The organism is Caballeronia udeis, from assembly GCF_044909315.1.
Lineage (GTDB): Bacteria > Pseudomonadota > Gammaproteobacteria > Burkholderiales > Burkholderiaceae > Caballeronia > Caballeronia udeis_A.
In genome coordinates, this window is sequence record NZ_JBIYEB010000011.1 from 76,715 (window position 1) to 95,347 (window position 18,633).

The 18,633-nt window shown below is 60.7% G+C and carries 21 protein-coding genes; 18 read left to right on the forward strand and 3 right to left on the reverse strand.

Features of this window, described 5'->3' with window-relative positions; genetic code table 11:
- The 4 genes from ABH944_RS19040 to ABH944_RS19055 all read left to right on the forward strand — a co-directional run bounded on the left by ABH944_RS19040 (nucleotide 1) and on the right by ABH944_RS19055 (nucleotide 3,034).
- Nucleotides 1-729, forward strand: coding sequence for an amino acid ABC transporter ATP-binding protein (locus ABH944_RS19040; protein ID WP_404608238.1), 729 nt, complete (start codon nucleotides 1-3; stop codon nucleotides 727-729).
- Between the two features lie 78 nt (nucleotides 730-807).
- Nucleotides 808-1,656 (forward strand): transporter substrate-binding domain-containing protein, encoded by an 849-nt coding sequence (locus ABH944_RS19045; RefSeq protein WP_404608240.1) that lies wholly within the window; start codon nucleotides 808-810, stop codon nucleotides 1,654-1,656.
- A gap of 23 nt (nucleotides 1,657-1,679) precedes the next feature.
- The gene (locus ABH944_RS19050) at nucleotides 1,680-2,216 is read left to right on the forward strand and encodes a gluconokinase (protein WP_404608242.1); all 537 of its coding nucleotides are present in this window, start codon (nucleotides 1,680-1,682) and stop codon (nucleotides 2,214-2,216) included.
- 53 nt (nucleotides 2,217-2,269) lie between these two features.
- On the forward strand, nucleotides 2,270-3,034 hold the full coding sequence (locus tag ABH944_RS19055) for an SDR family oxidoreductase (RefSeq protein WP_404608459.1): 765 nt from the start codon (nucleotides 2,270-2,272) through the stop codon (nucleotides 3,032-3,034).
- A gap of 89 nt (nucleotides 3,035-3,123) precedes the next feature.
- Here the strand turns inward: ABH944_RS19055 and ABH944_RS19060 are convergent, their stop codons facing one another.
- On the reverse strand, nucleotides 3,124-3,798 hold the full coding sequence (locus ABH944_RS19060; protein WP_404608244.1) for an RraA family protein: 675 nt from the start codon (nucleotides 3,796-3,798) through the stop codon (nucleotides 3,124-3,126).
- Between the two features lie 38 nt (nucleotides 3,799-3,836).
- The gene (locus ABH944_RS19065) at nucleotides 3,837-5,045 is read right to left on the reverse strand and encodes an aspartate transaminase (RefSeq protein WP_404608246.1); all 1,209 of its coding nucleotides are present in this window, start codon (nucleotides 5,043-5,045) and stop codon (nucleotides 3,837-3,839) included.
- A 292-nt stretch (nucleotides 5,046-5,337) separates the two neighbouring features.
- On the opposite strand from ABH944_RS19065, the gene ABH944_RS19070 reads away from it, so the two are divergent.
- From ABH944_RS19070 to ABH944_RS19130, 13 genes are all read left to right on the forward strand, one after another.
- Complete coding sequence (locus ABH944_RS19070; RefSeq protein ID WP_404608248.1) at nucleotides 5,338-5,523, forward strand: hypothetical protein; 186 nt, start codon at nucleotides 5,338-5,340, stop codon at nucleotides 5,521-5,523.
- Nucleotides 5,524-5,574: 51 nt separating this feature from the next.
- Entirely contained in the window at nucleotides 5,575-6,372 is a 798-nt protein-coding gene (locus tag ABH944_RS19075) for an N-acyl homoserine lactonase family protein (protein ID WP_404608249.1), read from the forward strand.
- A gap of 39 nt (nucleotides 6,373-6,411) precedes the next feature.
- Entirely contained in the window at nucleotides 6,412-6,738 is a 327-nt protein-coding gene (locus ABH944_RS19080; protein ID WP_097274905.1) for an NIPSNAP family protein, read from the forward strand.
- Between the two features lie 125 nt (nucleotides 6,739-6,863).
- On the forward strand, nucleotides 6,864-7,748 hold the full coding sequence (locus ABH944_RS19085) for an NAD(P)-dependent oxidoreductase (RefSeq protein ID WP_404608251.1): 885 nt from the start codon (nucleotides 6,864-6,866) through the stop codon (nucleotides 7,746-7,748).
- 55 nt (nucleotides 7,749-7,803) lie between these two features.
- A complete protein-coding gene (locus ABH944_RS19090; RefSeq protein WP_404608253.1) occupies nucleotides 7,804-9,234 on the forward strand; it encodes an aldehyde dehydrogenase family protein in 1,431 nt (476 codons plus the stop codon).
- Nucleotides 9,235-9,273: 39 nt separating this feature from the next.
- Nucleotides 9,274-9,669, forward strand: coding sequence for a carboxymuconolactone decarboxylase family protein (locus ABH944_RS19095; RefSeq protein ID WP_404608255.1), 396 nt, complete (start codon nucleotides 9,274-9,276; stop codon nucleotides 9,667-9,669).
- 74 nt (nucleotides 9,670-9,743) lie between these two features.
- Nucleotides 9,744-11,087, forward strand: a complete 1,344-nt coding sequence (locus tag ABH944_RS19100) for an MFS transporter (RefSeq protein WP_404608257.1) — start codon at nucleotides 9,744-9,746, stop codon at nucleotides 11,085-11,087.
- A gap of 17 nt (nucleotides 11,088-11,104) precedes the next feature.
- Nucleotides 11,105-12,022: an NAD(P)-dependent oxidoreductase gene (locus tag ABH944_RS19105; RefSeq protein WP_404608259.1), complete on the forward strand. Its 918-nt coding sequence runs from the start codon at nucleotides 11,105-11,107 to the stop codon at nucleotides 12,020-12,022.
- A complete protein-coding gene (locus ABH944_RS19110) occupies nucleotides 12,022-12,411 on the forward strand; it encodes a cupin domain-containing protein (RefSeq protein ID WP_097274895.1) in 390 nt (129 codons plus the stop codon). The genes ABH944_RS19105 and ABH944_RS19110 overlap by 1 nt, the downstream gene beginning before the upstream one ends.
- A 4-nt stretch (nucleotides 12,412-12,415) precedes the next feature.
- Nucleotides 12,416-13,192 carry a carboxymuconolactone decarboxylase family protein gene (locus tag ABH944_RS19115; protein ID WP_404608261.1) on the forward strand — a complete coding sequence of 259 codons (777 nt, stop codon included), beginning with the start codon at nucleotides 12,416-12,418 and terminating at the stop codon, nucleotides 13,190-13,192.
- 93 nt (nucleotides 13,193-13,285) lie between these two features.
- The gene (locus tag ABH944_RS19120) at nucleotides 13,286-13,960 is read left to right on the forward strand and encodes a GntR family transcriptional regulator (protein ID WP_404608262.1); all 675 of its coding nucleotides are present in this window, start codon (nucleotides 13,286-13,288) and stop codon (nucleotides 13,958-13,960) included.
- Between the two features lie 221 nt (nucleotides 13,961-14,181).
- Entirely contained in the window at nucleotides 14,182-15,525 is a 1,344-nt protein-coding gene (locus ABH944_RS19125; RefSeq protein ID WP_404608264.1) for an MmgE/PrpD family protein, read from the forward strand.
- 56 nt (nucleotides 15,526-15,581) lie between these two features.
- Entirely contained in the window at nucleotides 15,582-16,481 is a 900-nt protein-coding gene (locus ABH944_RS19130; protein ID WP_404608265.1) for an NAD(P)-dependent oxidoreductase, read from the forward strand.
- A 146-nt stretch (nucleotides 16,482-16,627) separates the two neighbouring features.
- Here ABH944_RS19130 and ABH944_RS19135 read toward each other — a convergent pair whose 3' ends face one another.
- Nucleotides 16,628-16,804 carry a hypothetical protein gene (locus ABH944_RS19135; RefSeq protein ID WP_404608267.1) on the reverse strand — a complete coding sequence of 59 codons (177 nt, stop codon included), beginning with the start codon at nucleotides 16,802-16,804 and terminating at the stop codon, nucleotides 16,628-16,630.
- A 432-nt stretch (nucleotides 16,805-17,236) separates the two neighbouring features.
- Here ABH944_RS19135 and ABH944_RS19140 point away from each other — a divergent pair, with 432 nt between their 5' ends.
- Complete coding sequence (locus ABH944_RS19140) at nucleotides 17,237-18,625, forward strand: FAD-binding oxidoreductase (RefSeq protein ID WP_404608268.1); 1,389 nt, start codon at nucleotides 17,237-17,239, stop codon at nucleotides 18,623-18,625.
- Nucleotides 18,626-18,633: the final 8 nt, after the last annotated feature.

An 18,633-nucleotide genomic window follows, 5' to 3' on the forward strand; every position in this document is an offset into this window, starting at 1 on the left:
ATGATCAAATTTTCCGGCGTGAACAAGTGGTATGGCGAATATCACGCGCTCGTCGACGTCAACGCCGAGGTCCGCAAGGGCGAGGTCGTGGTGGTATGCGGACCCTCCGGATCGGGCAAATCCACCCTGATTCGCACGGTCAACCGTCTTGAAGAAATCGACCAGGGCAATATCTCGTTCGACAACCAGAATATCCACGAAAAGAGAATCGGCCTGAATGCGTTTCGAAGCAAGATCGGGTTCGTGTTTCAGCAGTTCAACCTGTTCCCGCATCTCTCCGTGCTCGACAACATCACGCTGTCGCCCATGCGCGTACGCGGCATGAAGCGCGCCGCAGCCGAACGCAAGGCGGCAGACCTGTTGTCGCGCGTGGGACTGGCCAACAAGGCCCTGGCGTTCCCGGGTCAATTGTCGGGCGGCCAGCAGCAACGCGTGGCAATTGCGCGTGCGCTTGCAATGGACCCGCCGGCCATGCTCTTCGATGAACCCACCAGCGCGCTGGACCCCGAGATGGTGGGTGAAGTGCTCAGCGTCATGAAGAGCCTCGCGCAGGACGGCATGACGATGATGTGCGTGACCCATGAAATGGGCTTCGCCCGCGAAGTGGCGGATCGTGTGTGGTTCATGGACGCAGGAAGGATCATAGAGACCGCTGAGCCGGAAGCGTTTTTCCTGCATCCGCAGCATGAGCGGGCCCAGAGATTCTTGTCGGACTTGCGCACGCACTGACACCCGTTGGCCAGTGCGCTCCCAGTATGGTTTCAAAGCCAGGTTTTTCTCAACTCAATCCAGGTCAGGAGTTTTTCGATGCGTTCAAAAGCAGGATTAGCGGGCATGCTGGCGTTTACGGGGTGGGTCGCGTGCGTCGCGTCTGCCCAGGCGGACCAATTGTCCGATATCGAGGCGCACGGTACCTTGAGTTGCGGTGTGTATTCCAATGTGGAACCGTTCTCGTATCCGAACGCGCAGACGCGTCAGCTCGAAGGCATGGATGTGGATATCTGCACCGCCATCGCAAAGCAGCTTGGCGTCAAGGTAAGTCTGGAACCGCTGGCCGTTGAAGCGCGCATTCCGCAACTGAAACTCGGTCGCGTGGACATGGTGGTGGCGAACCTGGCCTACACCAAGACCCGCGCTACGCAGGTGTCGTTCAGCGACGCATACTATTCGACCAAGGAAGTGCTGGTCGTCAAGAAGGCCGATGCCGGGAAAAAGCTCGCCGATTTCTCCGGACAAAAAATCAGCGCGGCCGATGGCTCGACGTCAGCACAATCGATCCCGCTCTCCATCAAGGATGGCCAGGCGGTGACCTTCCATGACACGAGTTCCGCGTTCCTGGCGCTGCAGCAAGGCAAGGTGAAGGGCTTCGTCACCAACCAGATGACCGCGATCAAGATCGCAAAGCAGGTCGAAGGGTCTGATGGCGCCGTCGCTATTGCTGCCGAACCCATGTTGATCGAACCGATTGCGGTTGGCTTGCGCCAGAACGAACCCGCCATGCTTGGCGCGGTGAACAAAGCGCTGATGTCGCTTGAAACGAGCGGCGAAATGAACGCGATCTTCAACAAGTGGCTCGGGCCGAAAACGCCCTACGGTCTTTCGCGTACCGACAAGGTGACGCCCATTGACCAGCTCAAGTTCACGCCAGTGTCCTGAGCGTGCCGTGCGAAGTGCATGACATGAAGCATAAAATTGTTGTGATGGGCGTATCAGGTTCGGGGAAATCGACCCTCGGACAAGCCCTCGCGCGCGTGCTTGGTGTTCGTTTCATCGAGGGAGACGAGCATCATCCGGCGAGCAGCCGCGAGAAAATGCGCAACGGCATTGGACTTGACGATGCCGACCGTGAACCCTGGCTCGAACTGCTTGGCGGTAAAATGGCGGACGAGAAGGACTCGGCCGTCCTTTCCTGTTCCGCATTGAAACGGAGTTACCGCGAGAGCTTGCGGCGGCGTGTCGAGAACCTCAAGTTTGTCTTTCTCGATGTGGCTCCAGGCATTGCGATGCAACGCGTGATTGCCCGGACGGCACATGAATTTCCGCCCGCGTTAGTTGCCGACCAGTTCAAGGCGCTTGAGTCGCCCGAGGGCGAATCGAACGTCCTGACGCTCCTCGCATCCGATGCGACGGAACTGCAACTAGGCAAGATATCGGCATGGCTCGGCGCTATCGGGCACGGCAAAAATGCCGGGACTCGCGCTCGTGCACACACGTGACTCTACGTGAGCATGCGTCAACATACGAATAGCCAGGAGATATTTTGAATCAGATGCTCAAGATGTTTGATTTGTCGGGTAAGCGGGCGCTCGTCACCGGGTCGAGTACGGGAATTGGCTTTGCGCTCGCGCGCGGACTTGCCGGCGCCGGCGCGCAGGTTATCTTGAATGGCCGCAATGAAGCGCGCCTTGCCGAAGCGGTGGAGCGTTTGCGCGGTGAAGGTTTGACCGCCGATGCATTGAGTTTCGACGTGACGTCCCCGTCGGAGGTATCGGCGGCGATCGAGAGGATTGAACGCGAGCACGGACCCATCGACATTCTTGTCAATAACGCGGGGATGCAGCGTCGCGCGCCTCTGGATCAGTTTTCGCACGAGCAGTGGCAAGAGTTGATGAAGACGAACGTGGACAGTGTGTTCCTGGTCGGGCAGGCGGTCGCGCGCTTCATGATCACGCGTGGCGCGGGCAAGATCGTCAATATCTGCTCGGTTCAAAGCGAACTGGGACGCCCGGATATTGCCGCCTATACCGCGACAAAAGGCGCGGTGAAAATGTTGACCAAGGGCATGGCGATCGACTGGGGCAAACATGGCATTCAGGTGAACGGGCTTGGACCGGGCTACTTCAAGACCGAGTTGACCGAGGCGCTCGTGAACAACGAGACGTTTAGCGCGTGGCTCATCGGACGCACGCCTTCGCGGCGCTGGGGGGATGTCGAGGATCTGGTGGGGGCGGCAATATTCCTTACCAGTGCGGCCTCGAGCTTCGTCAACGGGCACATTCTTTATGTCGATGGCGGCGTGACGGCAACGCTTTAACGAAGCGGCTTTATCGAATCTTTACTGAATAAAAAAGCGCGTTGTGGTCACAGGGTCCACAACGCGCTTTTTGTCTTTGTTGAGATTGCTTAGTTGTTGCACCGTTCCTCTAGCGCATCGATAAACGCGCGGTCCCACTTGCCCTCCCTCATGGCTTGCATGGTGCGCGCTTCTGCTGCCAGCACCGCGTGCGCCTTCTCGATCACGGTTGCCGCGTCTTCCTGGGGAATTGCCAGCACGCCGTCCTGATCGCCGACCACGATATCGCCCGGATTCACCACCATGCCGCCGACCGAGACCGGTACATTGATCTCACCCGGACCATCCTTGTAGGGACCACGGTGCGTAACGCCCCGCGCATAGACGGGAAACTCGCGGCTGCGGATTTCGGCTACATCGCGGATCGCGCCGTCGATCACGATACCCGCCAGGCCAATGCTTGCCGCATAGAACGTGAGAATGCCGCCGATGACCGCGTTGTTGAGGTCGCCGCCCGCGTCAATGACCAGCACGTCGCCTGCGCGGCAAAACTCGAGGGCCCGCAAATATGTCAGGTTGTCGCCTCCACGGGAGCGCACGGTGACGGCTGTTCCGGCCATGGTCGGAGCGACCGGCCGATGGTAGGGCGAAAGACCCACCGTGCCGATATTGCGATGCATGTTGTCGCTCAATGCCGACACGGGGATGTCGTGCAATGACGCGAGGATCGCAGCATCGGCCCGAGATGCGGAGGGATTCTTGCGAATGGCTTTATAGGTGGACATGGATCGACCAGAACGATTAATGGTTGCGGGAGCGTCGCTTAAACCAGTGCCTTGACCGCCGTGGCAATACGGCGGCAGCCTTCCTCGAGGACATCGAGCGACGTTGCGATTGAAAGGCGGAAGTAGGGCGACAGGCCGTAAGCCACGCCTGCGACGACAGCTACGCCGGCACTGTCGAGCAGATACATCACCACGTCAGTGTCATTGGCAATCACCTTGCCGTCAGGGGTGCTCTTGCCGAGCAACCCTGCACAATTGATGTAGAGATAGAAAGCGCCATCGGGCTGACGGCAGCGCAAGCCCGGAATGGCGTTGATCATTTCGAGCGTCACGTCACGCCGTTTTTTATAGATCGCCGTGCTTTCGGTAACGAAGCTTTGATCGCCATTGAGCGCGGCGGTCGCAGCCGCCTGGCTGATCGAGCAGCAGTTACCCGAGGACTGGGACAGCAGCGTGTCGAGTGCGACGATCAGGTCGCGCGGGCCTGCCACGTAACCAATCCGCCAGCCTGTCATGGCATAAGTCTTCGACACACCGTTGATCGCGAGCGTACGGTCGCGCAGTTCTGGTGCGGCCTGCAGGAAGTGGGGCGTGCTTTGGCCGTCGTAGCGGAGGTGCTCATAGATATCGTCCGTCATGACGAGTACATGAGGATGAGCAGCAAGCACATCGGCTAACTCGCGGTATTCGGCCAGTGTGTAGCTGGCCCCGGTCGGGTTGCTCGGCGAGTTGATCAACAGCCAGCGGGTGCGCGGCGTGATCGCAGCCTCGAGTTGTGACGGGGTGATCTTGAAGCCGTTTTCTTCCGGGCACGCGACTGTCACCGGCGTCCCGTCGCAGGCAAGCACCATGTCCGGGTACGACACCCAGTAGGGCGCCGGCACGATGACTTCATTGCCCGGTTCGAGCGTGATGGAAAACGCGCTATAGATCGCGCTTTTCGCGCCATTCGTGACAATGATCTCGTTCGACGCGTAAGACAGTCCGTTTTCGCGGGCCAGCTTCGCCACGATAGCCTCGCGAAGTTCAACCTTGCCGGCCATCAGCGTGTATCGGGTGTCGCCACGGTCCATGGCGGCAGCGGCGGCCTCGCGGATATGTTTCGGGGTATCGAAATCGGGTTCACCAACCACGAGATTGACGATCGACTTGCCCTGGCGACGCAATTCGTTGGCGCGGTCTGCCGCGGACGTGCTCGGAGACGGTTTGATGCGTCGCACGCGAGCGGCGATTCGGGAAGTACTCACGGAATTCCTTGCATCGGCTGTGGGATTACCCATAACAGTAGAAGCGAAGGAAACTTTAAGCCAAGACGGTTTTAGTCTCGCGTGAGAAGAAACGCTTATGGTGCCGTCGGGTCACCTGCCGTGTGCGACCGGCTGAAAGCCCGCGCACCACAAGCTCGAACGTACCCTCCTGTCCCCGTATCCGACCATCGTCACGGATCACCTTCTTGACGGATTGTATGATCGACATATAATAAGTTCAAAACCTGTATCCAAAAAACAGGCTGCTCCCGCAGGAAAATCCAGGAGACACATGTCGATGCTAGCCGTAGCAGGTATTGGGTATCGTCTCGACCGGTTGCCGCTCTCGCGCTTTCGTCGGCGGCTGCTCGGCCTCGTTGCGGCTGGCATGTTCTTTGATTCATTCGACATTTGCATTGCCGGCTCGGTGCTTGCCGCGCTGATTCACGACACGAGCCCAGCCAGCACACTCGAATAGTCGCCACGCAGACGCCATTCCCAAGCAACCCGCAAAAAGGAATCCCCGTTCATGCCAACTCCCGAAAACTATCGCATCTTCGCAGTGAAGTATGCGCACCACGCGCGCCGTTCCACCGAGAACTTCATTGGCGGCGATTCGCACGATGTCCCCATGCCGCTCGATTATTTCGTGTGGGCGGTCGTCGGCGAGTCGCGCGCATTCATCGTGGATACGGGGTTCGACAACAGCATGGCGCAACAGCGCGGACGCACCGTCACCCACCCGGTCGAAGCCGGTCTGAAGCAGATCGGCATCCGGCCGGAGTCAGTGGATGACGTCATCCTGACGCATATGCATTACGACCACGCGGGTAACCGCTCGCTCTTTCCGAAGGCGCGGTATCACGTGCAGGACAAGGAGATGGCCTATTGCACAGGCCGCTGCATGTGTCACCACGCGCTGAGCCACCCCTTCGAGTCGGAAGACGTCAAGGCTATGGTCGGCCGGGTGTTCGAGGGTCGCGTGCAGTTCCACGACGGCGATTCGCAACTCACGCCCGGCTTGAGCGTGCATTGGGTCGGCGGCCATTCGAACGGATTGCAGGTCGTGCGCGTTCACACGGAGCGCGGCTGGGTCGTGCTCGCCTCCGACGCCTCTCACTTCTACGCAAACATACGCGAGAACCGGCCGTACCCGATCGTCTACAACGTCGGCGACATGCTGGAGGGCTTCAGGACCGTCATGCACCTCGCGGACTCTCCCGATCATGTCGTGCCGGGTCACGACCCCGAAGTTCTCAAGGTCTATGCGCCTCACGACCACGAAACGGAAGGCTGGATCGCGCGCCTGGATGTGGCGCCGCGTTGATCGTCCCTTATTGATTCTTACCTGACGGAGAGCAACACCATGATTGTAGAGATGCGCGTTTATCACTGCCTGCCGGGCCGTCTGCCCGCCCTTCAGGAACGCTTCAGCACCACGACCCTGGGCTTTTTCGAAAAATATGGCATTGAACAGATCGGTTTCTGGACCACGCTGATCGGCCCCAGCAATCACGCGCTTACCTACCTGTTGAAGTGGGAGAGCCTCGCCGAACGCGAGACCAAGTGGAACGCGTTCCAGGCCGATGCCGACTGGATCGCCAAGCGCGCGGCGAGTGAGGCGGAGAAGATGATTGTCGAGCGGATCGAGAACGTGTTCCTTACGCCGACAGCTTTCTCGGCGCTGAAGTAAGGGCCGGGAAAACCCGTATTAGTTGTCTATCGACTGATTGTCATACAATCGTATAGACTTATCTCATGAGTGCGGCGAGGAATCGCCGCCTCTCAATGTTGAGCTCCATCACGAAGGCAGGACAGATGACGCGACCGCAACGCATTGGTTTTATCGGGCTGGGAATGATGGGCACGCCCATGGTGCAGTGCCTGGCGAAGGCTGGTTTTGAACTCTTTCTCGACGATGCCGATGTGTCCCGTGCGGATGCGCTGGCGAAGAAAGTCGATGCCACGCGGCTCGCTGCGGACAACGCGGCGTCGCTCGATGTACTGATCACCATGTTGCCGAATTCGGCGATTGTGGAGAGCGTGCTGCTCGATGGTGACGCGAAGGCGTGGGCGCGTTTGTTGCGCAAGGGTGCGGTTGTGATCGACATGAGTTCATCGGAGCCGGAACGCTCGCGCAAGCTCGGTGCGACGCTCGAGAAGATGGAACTCGACTATCTCGATGCACCCGTTTCGGGCGGGGTGAAAAAGGCCAAGGAGGGCACGCTCGCCATCCTCGCCGGTGGCGACGCCGCCGTGCTGGCTATCTGCAAGCCCGTGCTCGACGCCATGGGAAAGAGTGTCCTGCATATTGGCACGGCGGGGTCGGGGCACGCGGCGAAGGCGCTGAACAATTACGTCTCGGCGGCAGGCCTGATGGCAACGGTGGAAGCGCTGCATATTGCGGAGCGTTTCGGGATTGACCCGGCCTCCATGACGGACGTGCTGAATGCATCGACGGGACGCAGCAATACCTCGGAGAACAAGGTCAGGCAGTTCATGCTGTCGGGCACGTATGCATCCGGTTTTGCACTGCAGTTGATGAACAAGGACCTGAAGATCGCGCGCGCGTTGTCGGAAGCAGTGGGTTATCCCATGAAGCTTGGCATGACATGTACCGCGGTCTGGGACGAGGTGTCGCAACGCTCGACGCCCACCACGGATCACACCGAGATGTACCGGCTGCTCGCGAACGACGAATGAGCGACGAATAAGCGACGAATAGACAACGAATAAACCGCAAACGGAGAGGATGCACATGTCTCGCGCGGCACAGTTTTATATCGATGGACAATGGACCGATCCGGTCTCGCCGGCCTGGTTCGACCTGATCGATCCGGCAACCGAAAGCACGATCGATCGGCTGGCGTTGGGCAACGCGGCCGATGTCGATCGCGCGGTGGCCGCGGCTCGCAAAGCATTTGCCGCTTACTCGGCGACTTCGGTGCAAGAGCGCATCGACTTGCTCCGCAGGATTGTGCGGGTCTACGAGCGGCGCTACGATGAATTCGCCGAAGCAATGCGCATCGAGATGGGTGCGCCGATCGCGTTTGCACGCAAAGCGCAGGCGGCGCGCGGTCCGGCACACCTGAATGCGTTGATCGGCGTGCTCGAGAATTTCGAGTTCGAGGAACAGCGCGGCACCACGCGCGTGCGTCTCGAACCCGTGGGTGTTTGCGGACTCATCACGCCGTGGAACTGGCCAATCAACCAGATCGTAGTGAAGATTGTGCCGGCACTGGCTGCGGGTTGCACGATGGTGCTCAAGCCGAGCGAGTACTCGTCGCTGAGCGCGCTGTTGTTTGCCGAGGTAGCGCATGAAGCCGGGGTGCCTCCGGGCGTTTTGAACGTCGTGAACGGCGACGGGCCGGGCGTGGGCGCGGCGATCGCGTCGCATCCGGATATCGACATGGTGTCGTTCACCGGCTCGACACGTGCGGGCATTCTGGTCGCACAGATGGCGGCGGAAACGGTCAAGCGCGTGGCGCAGGAACTGGGCGGCAAGTCCGCGAACATCCTGCTCGACGACGTGAACCTGGACGACGCCGTCACGCGCGGTGTGGCCGCGTGCTTCACCAATTCCGGACAATCCTGTTCCATCCCCACCCGCATGCTCGTGCCGCGCCACATGATGAACGACGCTGCACAGATCGCAAAAGCGGCGGCGTTGGGCTACGTCGTAGGGGCAACGGACAGCGAGACCACGCACCTCGGGCCGCTGGTCAATCGCAACCAGTTCGAGCGGGTGCAGGTACTGATCCAGAAGGGTATTGATGAAGGCGCGCGGCTCGTTACCGGAGGAACGGGGCGGCCGGACGGGTTATCGAAGGGTTACTACGTCAAGCCCACAATCTTTGCGGACGTCACGCCCGGCATGACCATCGCGCGCGAAGAAATCTTTGGACCGGTGCTGTCCATCATGGGCTACGACACCGAAGACGAAGCTATCAGGATTGCTAACGGAACAGACTACGGTCTGGCGGCATACGTGCAGTCCGCCGATATTGAGCGTGCCCGGACCATCGGCCGTCAGCTCCGTGCGGGCGGTGTCCACCTGAACTATCCGGCACCCGATTTCAACGCGCCTTTCGGCGGCTGCAAGCGCTCGGGAAATGGCCGTGAATGGGGCGAAGCGGGCCTGCGCGAATACCTCGAAATCAAGGCCATGGTCGGCTACGGTCACGACTGACGTTCACGGAAATTACGTAACACGAGAGGACCACAAGCAATGGAAGACAACGCACGTTTTGACAAGGGCTTCGAGAACCGCAAGGAAGTGCTCGGCGCGTCGCACGTCGAGAAGTCCTGGGCGAATGCCGACGACTTCAACCGCCCGATGCAGAAGCTTGTCACTGAATACGCATGGGGCGAGATCTGGGGTGATCCGACCTTGACGTTCAAGACGCGAAGCATGCTCAACATTGGCATGCTGACCGCCATGAGCCAGCATCACGAGCTGTCCGTGCACGTCAAGGGCGCACTTAAAAACGGCGTCACGAAGGAGGAGATCCGCGCAGTGCTGATGCAGGCTGCCGTGTATTGCGGCGCGCCGCTGGCGCTCGCGGCCTTCCGGGTGGCGACCGACGCAATCAGGGCTTACGAGGCCGACACCGCCAAGGGCTGAGGTCCTGCATTCCCGGGGCCTGAATTCAACAATGCATCCGCTAGCGATGCAATACCAGATCAATGGAGACGAGCATGGAAGCAGTCACGACACACGGCGCCGCAAGAGCGGCAACCGGGCAGTCCGTCGATGAGAAACGCCGGAACGCGATCAAGGGCGCGTTTTTCTCCGAATTCATCGACATGTTCGACATTTACCTGCCGGTCGTCGTGCTTGCTCCGGTGCTGTTCTTCTTCCAGCCGCCGCATCTCGCGGCCGGCACGGAGGCGATCCTCGCGTCCCTCGTTTTCATCACTACCTTGCTGGGCCGGCCGATCGGCGCGCTGCTCTTCGGCATGGTCGCGGACCGGGTAGGGCGTCGCCGGGCGTCGATTCTTTCAGTCTCCGGGTTTGGCGTCGTCACGCTGCTGATTGCGCTGCTGCCCGGCTACGAAACGCTGGGCATCGGCGCCTACTGGCTACTCGTGATACTACGATTTATAGATGGCATTTTTCTCGGCGGCGGCTACACCGGCGCCATGCCGCTTGCCATCGAATATTCGAAGAAGGAGCAGCGCGGCTTTGTCGGCGGACTGATCATTGCGGGTTTCCCGGCTGCTTATGTGACGATCAACCTGGTCGCCATGCTGATGTTCGCCGTGTTTCCGCTCAACGGCCTGCATTCGCCGTACGTGCAGTGGGGCTGGCGTATTCCGTTTGTCATTGGCGCGGTATTGGCGGGTGTTCTCGCGCTGTACTACGTTCATAAAGTCTCCGAGTCGGAGATCTGGGAGAGCGAAACCGGCGAAAAGAAGCCGGAGAAGCTGCCGCTTTCCGACCTGCTGCGCGGCAAGAGCGGACGCAACCTGCTGCAGGTCCTGCTGATGATGTCAGGCTTCTGGCTCACGCAGAACATCATCACGATCTTCATGCCGACGGGCCTGCTCGTGCACACGCTGCACCTGTCGGGTTTCCAGATGTCGCTTACTTTGCTGCTGTCCTATTTCGTGCTGTTCTTCAGCTATATCGGCTCGGGGATGCTCGGGCAGAAAATCGGCCGACGGACTTTCTTCGTGGTGGCGGGTCCGTTGATCGCGACGGTCGGCGCCGTCATTCTCTATGTGCTTTCCAACGTGGACGGCCTGTCGCTGCCCGTCATCATTCTGCTGGTCATGATGCTCTCGGTGCTGGTCACCTCGCCGTGGGGCGTGATCGTGACTTACATCAACGAGAGGTTCGTGACGGATGTTCGCGCCACCGGTTTTGGCGTTGGCTTCAGCCTCTCGGTGATCATCCCTTCGTTCTATGCGTTTTATATGAACTGGCTGGGTGCGTTCATGCCGTTGCGGCTCACGCCGGTGGTCCTGCTGTGCATCGGCGGCGTGATCGGTACGATCGGCGCGCTGATGGGACCGGAAACCAGGCATGTCGACTTTTGAACCTACGGTAGACACTCATGAACACGCAACGCATTGGCTTCATCGGTTTGGGCAACATGGGCGGGCGTATGACACGGCGCCTGGTCGAGGCGGGCATTGAAGTGCTGGGCTTCGATGCCGAGCCCGAACGCGCTTTGGCAGCCGGCGCGCGAGCTGCGGCGTCGATCGCGGAGGTGACCCGGTTAGCGGATGTCGTGCTGCTGTCGCTGCCGGACAGCAAGGTGGTCGAGGCGGTGGTGGAGGGCACGGACGGCATTATTGCCTCGTGCCGGGAAGGACAGACGGTGATCGATCTAAGCACGGCCGCGGCGAGTTCCACTATCCGCCTCAACGCGTTGTTCAAGCAGCGCGGCGTGCAGTACATCGACTCCGGCATTTCCGGCGGTGTGGCCGCGGCGGAAAAGGGCACGCTCACGCTGATGGTTGGCGGTGACGCCGCTGCCATCGACGCAATCCAGTGGGTCTTCAAGCCGATCGCGACGAAGGTCATCACCATGGGCGAGAGCGGCGCGGGCCATACGACCAAGTTGCTCAACAACTTCCTGAACGCGGTAAGTCTGTCTGCCACCGCCGAGGTGATGGTCGCGGGCAAGAAGGCCGGGCTCGATCTGCACCGGCTGCTCGACGTGCTCAACAGCAGCAGCGGCGTGAACTTCGCCACGCAGAACCGCTTTCCGAAGATTGTCGATGGCGACTACCTGGAGGGCGGCCTGACGAGCAAGTTGATGACGAAGGACGTCGTGCTTTATATCGACCGCGTGCGCGAACTGGGCGTGTCTTCGCTGAATTCATCCGGGCCTCTCGCGAGTTTCGGGCTGGCAACGGCGCTGGGTTACGGCGATGTGATCAGCAACCGCGTGGTCGATGCAATCGGTGACGTGTCGGGCGGTGTACGCCTCAAGGACACCAGGAACTCTTCAACAGGAGAACAGTAATGAAAGTGTTTCGCGGCAGGGCTGAAGGTGCGGTTTCCGAGCAGCGCTCGGCTACGTTCAGCGGCGTGGTGTGGGCAGATTCGATCATGCCGACGACCGACAAGGTCACCATCGCGAACGTATTCTTCTCTCCGGGTGCGCGTACCTTCTGGCATACCCATGAGCAGGGGCAGATACTGCAGGTGACGTCGGGCAGCGGTTTCGTATGCGTCGATGGCGGTGAACCGCAGGCGATCCGCACCGGAGACGTGGTGTGGATTCCCGCCAATGAGCGTCATTGGCACGGAGCCGGACGTGACAGTTATATGGTTCATACAGCGACCTCGCTCGGAAAGACCATGTGGGAAGAAGAGGTCGCGGAAGCGGTATACCGGAACGCGGTGGGCTAGGGCCATGACTGTTTTCCTGACGCAGCGGCAGCAGCAGGCGAAGGACGCCTTCATGCGCGTGCACGGCACATGGAGCGATGGCTGGGAGAGCCTGCTGCGTCTCGACGCCAGCTTCTTCGAGGCGTATCTGGCGTTCTCGGCGGTGCCGTCGAAGAAGAATCATCTCGACGACAAGGTGGAAGCGTTTGTCGCAATCACTGCCTGCGCGGCTGCGACTCACCTCTATGCGCCGGGTGTGGCGCAGCACATCAATGCTGCACTTCGCGCGGGTGCCACGCGTGCGGAACTGGTCGAAGTGATCCAGCTTGCGAGCACCGTGGGCATTCATGCTGCGAACGTTGGCGTGCCCGTGCTGATCGAGGTGCTCGAAGAAGAGGGCAAACGCCAGGGTCCGGCACCGCTCGATTCCCGCCGTGCCGCGCTGAAGGAGAGTTTCATCGAGAACCGGGGGTACTGGCATTCGTCGTGGGAAGGTTTCCTTGAACTCGATCCCGACCTGTTCGAAACCTACGTGGCGTTTTCCTCCGTGCCGTGGCGCGAGGGCGTACTGGAACCCAAGGTCAAGGAGTTCATGTACTGCGCCTTCGATGCCGCCGCAACCCACCTCTACGTGCCGGGCCTGAAACTGCACATGCGCAATGCCCTTCGTTATGGCGCGACGGCCGGGGAGATCATGGAAGTGCTGGAGATTGTAAGCACCATCGGGATACACGGCGCCGTACTCGCCGCGCCGATCCTGTTGGCTGCGCTGGACGAGTTCGAACCTGGAATGCCGGGGTAACTCCCGGCCGCGGAGAGCCTTGCGCAATGGCGGTTTCAGCCGGAACTTCGAGTATCATGGGTCACTGATAAATCGTCCGACGGGAATACAATCATGGCATCCGATATGGATTTGATACGACCGGAAACATTACGGCATCAGGTCGAGACTGTCCTTCGCCAGGCCATCATGTCCGGGCGTTTCGCACCGGGAGCACGGCTGGTGGAACGCGAGTTGTGCGAGACACTGGGTGTGAGCCGCACATCGATTCGGGAAGCATTACGCCGGCTCGAAGCCGAGAAACTGGTCTCCAGCGTGCCGCACAAAGGACCTATCGTCGCGGTCATTTCGAAGAGCGAGGCGTCGGAGTTGTACGCCATACGCGGTCTGCTGGAGGGATTTGCAGCGGGCGAGTTTGCGCGGGTAGCGAGTGACGCCGCCATTGTGCAGTTCGGCGAAGCCGCGAAGGCGCTGAAGGCGAAGGCCGCGACGGGCGACCAGGCTGGCGTGCTGGCCGCGAAGACGGATCTGTATGACGTGTTGCTCGACAATTGCGGGAACGCTCTGGTGAAAGAGATCCTGACCAGTCTGTATTCGCGGGTGAATCTGCTTCGCGCGACCTCGCTGATGCATCCCGACCGGTTGCCGTCGAGTCTCAAGGAAATCGACAAGCTGTTCAAGGCGCTGAAGGCGCGCGATGCGCCGGCCGCCGAGGCTGCCGCGCGCCTGCATGTGGCGAATGCAGAAAAGGCGGCCATGCGGATGCTGGAGGAGACCGCGGGCGAATAGGCATGGCTCGGGCGTTCGCGCCCGGGTTGTCGTCGCTAATCTCAGACTGGCATTTTCTCATTTCATTAGGATTACTTTTCATGAAAGGAAAGTCTGCCCTGGTTACCGGGTCGTCAAACGGATTGGGATTGGCGATGGTTGAAGGTCTTGCCCGCTTGGGTTGCAACGTCGTGCTGCACTGGCTCGCTGGCTGAACGCATCGTGATACGGAGGAGACGTTCATGAAAGACATCACGCGTACGCTGGCCGCGTTCGTCGCGCAGACGCAGTGGGAAGACATTCCGCCGAAGGTCCGCCATGAAGCGAAGCGTGCGCTGGTGAATTACTTTGCCGTAGCGCTTGCGGGTTGTTCGGACCCGGGCATCAGTAAAGCCGTGAGCGTGTACGGCCGCTTCAGTTCGGGGCGTGAAGCGGGGCTCGTCGGACGGGGGGAGAAGACCGACATCCTGAACGCGGCCGCGCTGAACGCAATGAGCGCGAACGTCTTTGATTTCGACGATACGCATTTGCCCACCATCATTCACCCGACCGCGCCGGTCGCGGCGCCGTTGTTCGCGCTTGCGGAGAAGTCACCGTTGAGCGGCAAGCAGTGGCTGCTTGCGTTTGTACTCGGCGTGGAAATCGAATGCCGGTTGGGCAACGCGTTGTCGCCCGGGCACTATCAGCGCGGCTGGCACATCACCTCAACCTGCGGCGTGTTCGGCGCGGCGGCGGCCATTTCGAAGGCCCTGAGTCTTGACGCCGCACACATCGCCTGGGCGTTCGGCAATGCATCGGCGCAATCGTCCGGGCTGGTCGAAACGCTGGGCAGCATGTCGAAGAGCATCAGCGTGGGCAATGCGGCCCGTAACGGGCTGCTCTCGGCGTTGCTCGCGCAAGAAGGTTTTGCAGGACCTGAACGGCCCATTGAAGGCGAGCGCGGCTTCCTGCGCGTGATGAGCGAAGCCACCGACGCCGATGTCGACGCAGCGTTCACCACGCCAGGCAAAGAATGGGCACTGTTATCGAATACCTTCAAGCCTTACCCGTGCGGCGTTGTACTCAATCCGGTGATCGAGGCGTGCCTGGAGTTGTCGGCGACTCCAGGGTTTTCCTTCGCCGATGTCGAACGAGTCACGCTCAGGGGGCACCCTCTGCTGCGCGCACGAACGGACCGGCCGAACATCACGCTTGGGCGCGAAGCGCAGGTCAGTGCGCAACACAGCGTCGCGGTTGCGCTTGCCAGAGGCCGCGCGGGCCTCGCCGAATTCACCGATGCAGAGGTGTCTGATCCACTCTTGCGGGCCTTTGCCAGGCGGCTTGGTTTCGTCGATGACGCGGCGTATTCCGTCGAAGCTGCGCGGGTGACGATCGTGTTGCGCTCGGGCGAGACCATGTCGCGCCGTATCGACGCAGCCCGCGGCAGCCTGCAAGCGCCGCTCGCGGACACTGACCTGGAGAATAAGCTCAGGGAACTGGCCGAATACGGCGGGTCCTCGTGCAGGCCTGGCCCATTGATCGACGCGCTGTGGGCGCTGGAAAGCGCTCCTGATGCGTCCATGCCCATGCGTCTCGCCTGTCCATGAGTCCATAAGCGAACACATGCAGCAGGTACACCATTCAACACTGTCGAGGAAGCATCATGTCGGAACAAATGAAGTTGGGTTTTGTGGGTGTCGGTGTCATGGGGCGTCCCATGGCACGCCGCCTGATCGAGCACGGTCATTCCCTGGTGATCTACGATCACAACGAGGAGGCGCTTGCGGAGTTATCGGCGATCGGCGCACAGGTGGCGGGCAGTGCGCGTCAAGTGGCGGATAGCGCGCAGGTTGTCTTCACGAGCCTTCCTACACCCGCTATTTTCAAGGATGTTGCATTGGGTGCGGACGGATTGGTATTCGGCAAGACGATCAGGATCCTGGTCGACCTGTCCACCGTAGGCTCGCGCACGGAACAGGAAGTGGCGGCCGGACTGCTGGAAAAAGGCATCGAAACCGTTGATGCCCCTATCAGCGGTGGGGCGGCAGGCGCGCAAAAAGGCACGCTCGCCGTCATGGCCGCGGGTAAACCGGAAGCCATTGATCAGGTACGCGAACTATTCGATATCTTCGGGAAGGTGTTCATCGTAGGGGAGAAGGCAGGGCAGGCGCAATTGCTCAAGCTGCTGAACAACATGCTTTCGTCAACGGCGTTTGCGATCACCTCGGAAGCGTTCGTGGCAGGAGTGAAGGGCGGGCTCGACCCGGAAGTGATGATGTCGGTGTTCAACGCGGGCAGCGGCAAGAACGGTGCGACGCTCGATAAATTCCCGAAGCAGGTGTTGCCGGGCACGTTCGATTTCGGCTTCCCGATCGGCAGCGTATGCAAGGACATCGGACTCGCCGTGGAAGAGTGCCAGGCGCTTGGCGTGCCAATGTGGTTAGGCAACACCGCACGTCAGGTATGGAACTACGCGGCAATGCAGGACGGCAAGTCTCGCGACATGACTGAACTCGTCAAGTATGTCGAGAGCTGGTCGGATGGCAAGGGTGTTGCCCGGTAGCGAAGGCGCGTTGAAGGCGCCGCAGATCGCGTGGCGTATGGCCAATGGAGCGGTCCTTCGATCCTTGCCGCTGGTGGCGCCAGACCATTGAGCATGGGTGAACTGACAGGGCCCCGCCGGTTGGCAGGACCGACCGCGATTGATGTTCAGGTCACGGAAGTCGTGTGCGGCACGCTAACAGCGCCTTGCGGACCACCTCCACCGCCACCACCATGTCCACCGGGACCGCCCCAACCACCACCGCCCGGTGGCGGTCCCCACCAGCAGCCGCCAAGTAACGATGTCGCGGCCGCGAGGGCCACCATAGCTGCAATCTTCTTCATACTTCTCCTTCGGTTCCAGTGAGGTGCACTCGTTCACACACTTGATACGTCGCATGAACAGCGTGACTGTTCCGAACTTATCAGCTTCGGCCAACGCCACTTGCTACAGCGAGTAACCAAACGATAACGACAGCTTGTGCTGCAAGATCCGTCCGGACCCTTGCCGCAGACGTCAAGCTAAAGCGGCGTGGACTTCTACGTAGGGCGTCGCGCAGCCGGCGAACTAACCGGACGATACAAAATGCAATATGGGGTAAGCCCTTTGCGAGGGTTCGTAAGCAGCTTTGCCTGCGGGATGGTAGGGTGAATCGCACACGGCCCCGGTTCCCATGCGCCTGAATTGACACTGGAAAGCGTGGCGGCCAAACCATTTGGTGAGCAGAATACGGAGTGTGGCGGCGCGGTTGAAGCCGTACATCGAGGAGACAGGACATGGAAGTGAACGTTGCAGTCAGCGCCTTGCGGGAAGCGCTGGGCGCTCAGGTCGTAGCGCTGCCGGATGAGTTTGGCGATCGCCGCGTCAACGACTGGAGCGGACTGCCGAGCGCGGTGCCGCTGGCGCTCATCAGGCCACGCGACACCGGCGAGGTCGCGGCAGCGCTCGAGATTTGCACTCGCCACTCCCAGCCGGTCGTCACCCAAGGTGGCCTGACAGGGCTCGTGGGCGGCGCCAATCTGCGCGGGGACGAGGTGGCCCTGAGCCTTGATCGCATGAACCGGATTGTGGAGATCGACGCGGTGTCGGGCACCATGACGGTTCAGGCCGGCACGCCGCTGCAGGTGGTGCAGGAGGCGGCCGGCGCGGCCGGTTTCTATTTTCCGCTGGACCTGGGCGCGCGTGGCAGTTGCTCTATTGGCGGCAATCTGGCCACCAACGCGGGCGGCAACCGGGTCATCAAGTACGGCATGATGCGCGACCAGGTGCTGGGCATCGAGGCCGTGCTGGCGAGCGGCGCGATTGTGGGCGGCCTCAACAAGATGATCAAGGACAACAGCGGCTACGATCTGCGCAACCTGCTGATCGGCAGCGAAGGGACGCTCGCGGTCATCACCCGCGCGGTGCTGCGTCTGCGACCGAAGCCCACGGCAACGGCCACGGCGTGGTGTGGATTACCGAGCTTCGACGCCGTCACCACGCTGCTGCGGCGCGCTCAGGCAGGGCTTGCTCCAGGAGTCTCGGCATTCGAGGTCATGTGGGCGGGTTATTACGATACCGTGCTTGCCAACCTGGATAATCTGCGTGCTCCGCTTGGTTCACCGCACCCGTTCCATGTCCTGCTGGAAAGCGTTGGAACAGACCCCGTCCGGCACGGCGACGCGTTCGAAGAGTTCCTGGGTGCGATGCTGGATGAGGGCGTAGTAACCGACGCCGCGCTGGCTTCGACCGAGGCGCATGCGCAGGCGTTCTGGGCCATCCGCGATGCACCCGGCGAATATCCGCGGTTCATCCCCAATCACGCGGCTTACGACGTGAGCTTTTCCATCGCTCAAGTGGGCGACGCCGCGTCACGCTGCGAGGCACAACTGCGTGCCCGATGGCCCGACGCCACGATCATGGTCTATGGCCATCTTGGCGATGGAAATATCCACATCGTGGTGGATGTACCGGGCCTGCCGAAGAGCGGTCACGACGCAATTGACCAGGTCATCTATGACGTGACGCGAGAGTTCCGGGGATCCATTTCCGCGGAGCACGGGATCGGCACCAAGAAGAAACACTTCTTGCACCTGACGCGTTCGGAGGCGGATATAGCGTCAATGCGCGCAATCAAGGAAGCGCTGGACCCTGCGCGCATTCTGAACCCCGGCAAGATTTTCTAGCGTGCCGG

Coding starts and splice junctions, on each gene's coding strand:
- ABH944_RS19040 (WP_404608238.1), top strand. CDS start 1: ATGATCAAATTTTCCGGCGTGAACAAGTGGTATGGCGAATATCACGCG.
- ABH944_RS19045 (WP_404608240.1), top strand. CDS start 808: ATGCGTTCAAAAGCAGGATTAGCGGGCATGCTGGCGTTTACGGGGTGG.
- ABH944_RS19050 (WP_404608242.1), top strand. CDS start 1,680: ATGAAGCATAAAATTGTTGTGATGGGCGTATCAGGTTCGGGGAAATCG.
- ABH944_RS19055 (WP_404608459.1), top strand. CDS start 2,270: ATGCTCAAGATGTTTGATTTGTCGGGTAAGCGGGCGCTCGTCACCGGG.
- ABH944_RS19060 (WP_404608244.1), bottom strand. CDS start 3,798: ATGTCCACCTATAAAGCCATTCGCAAGAATCCCTCCGCATCTCGGGCC.
- ABH944_RS19070 (WP_404608248.1), top strand. CDS start 5,338: ATGTCGATGCTAGCCGTAGCAGGTATTGGGTATCGTCTCGACCGGTTG.
- ABH944_RS19075 (WP_404608249.1), top strand. CDS start 5,575: ATGCCAACTCCCGAAAACTATCGCATCTTCGCAGTGAAGTATGCGCAC.
- ABH944_RS19080 (WP_097274905.1), top strand. CDS start 6,412: ATGATTGTAGAGATGCGCGTTTATCACTGCCTGCCGGGCCGTCTGCCC.
- ABH944_RS19085 (WP_404608251.1), top strand. CDS start 6,864: ATGACGCGACCGCAACGCATTGGTTTTATCGGGCTGGGAATGATGGGC.
- ABH944_RS19090 (WP_404608253.1), top strand. CDS start 7,804: ATGTCTCGCGCGGCACAGTTTTATATCGATGGACAATGGACCGATCCG.
- ABH944_RS19095 (WP_404608255.1), top strand. CDS start 9,274: ATGGAAGACAACGCACGTTTTGACAAGGGCTTCGAGAACCGCAAGGAA.
- ABH944_RS19100 (WP_404608257.1), top strand. CDS start 9,744: ATGGAAGCAGTCACGACACACGGCGCCGCAAGAGCGGCAACCGGGCAG.
- ABH944_RS19105 (WP_404608259.1), top strand. CDS start 11,105: ATGAACACGCAACGCATTGGCTTCATCGGTTTGGGCAACATGGGCGGG.
- ABH944_RS19110 (WP_097274895.1), top strand. CDS start 12,022: ATGAAAGTGTTTCGCGGCAGGGCTGAAGGTGCGGTTTCCGAGCAGCGC.
- ABH944_RS19115 (WP_404608261.1), top strand. CDS start 12,416: ATGACTGTTTTCCTGACGCAGCGGCAGCAGCAGGCGAAGGACGCCTTC.
- ABH944_RS19120 (WP_404608262.1), top strand. CDS start 13,286: ATGGCATCCGATATGGATTTGATACGACCGGAAACATTACGGCATCAG.
- ABH944_RS19125 (WP_404608264.1), top strand. CDS start 14,182: ATGAAAGACATCACGCGTACGCTGGCCGCGTTCGTCGCGCAGACGCAG.
- ABH944_RS19130 (WP_404608265.1), top strand. CDS start 15,582: ATGTCGGAACAAATGAAGTTGGGTTTTGTGGGTGTCGGTGTCATGGGG.
- ABH944_RS19135 (WP_404608267.1), bottom strand. CDS start 16,804: ATGAAGAAGATTGCAGCTATGGTGGCCCTCGCGGCCGCGACATCGTTA.
- ABH944_RS19140 (WP_404608268.1), top strand. CDS start 17,237: ATGGAAGTGAACGTTGCAGTCAGCGCCTTGCGGGAAGCGCTGGGCGCT.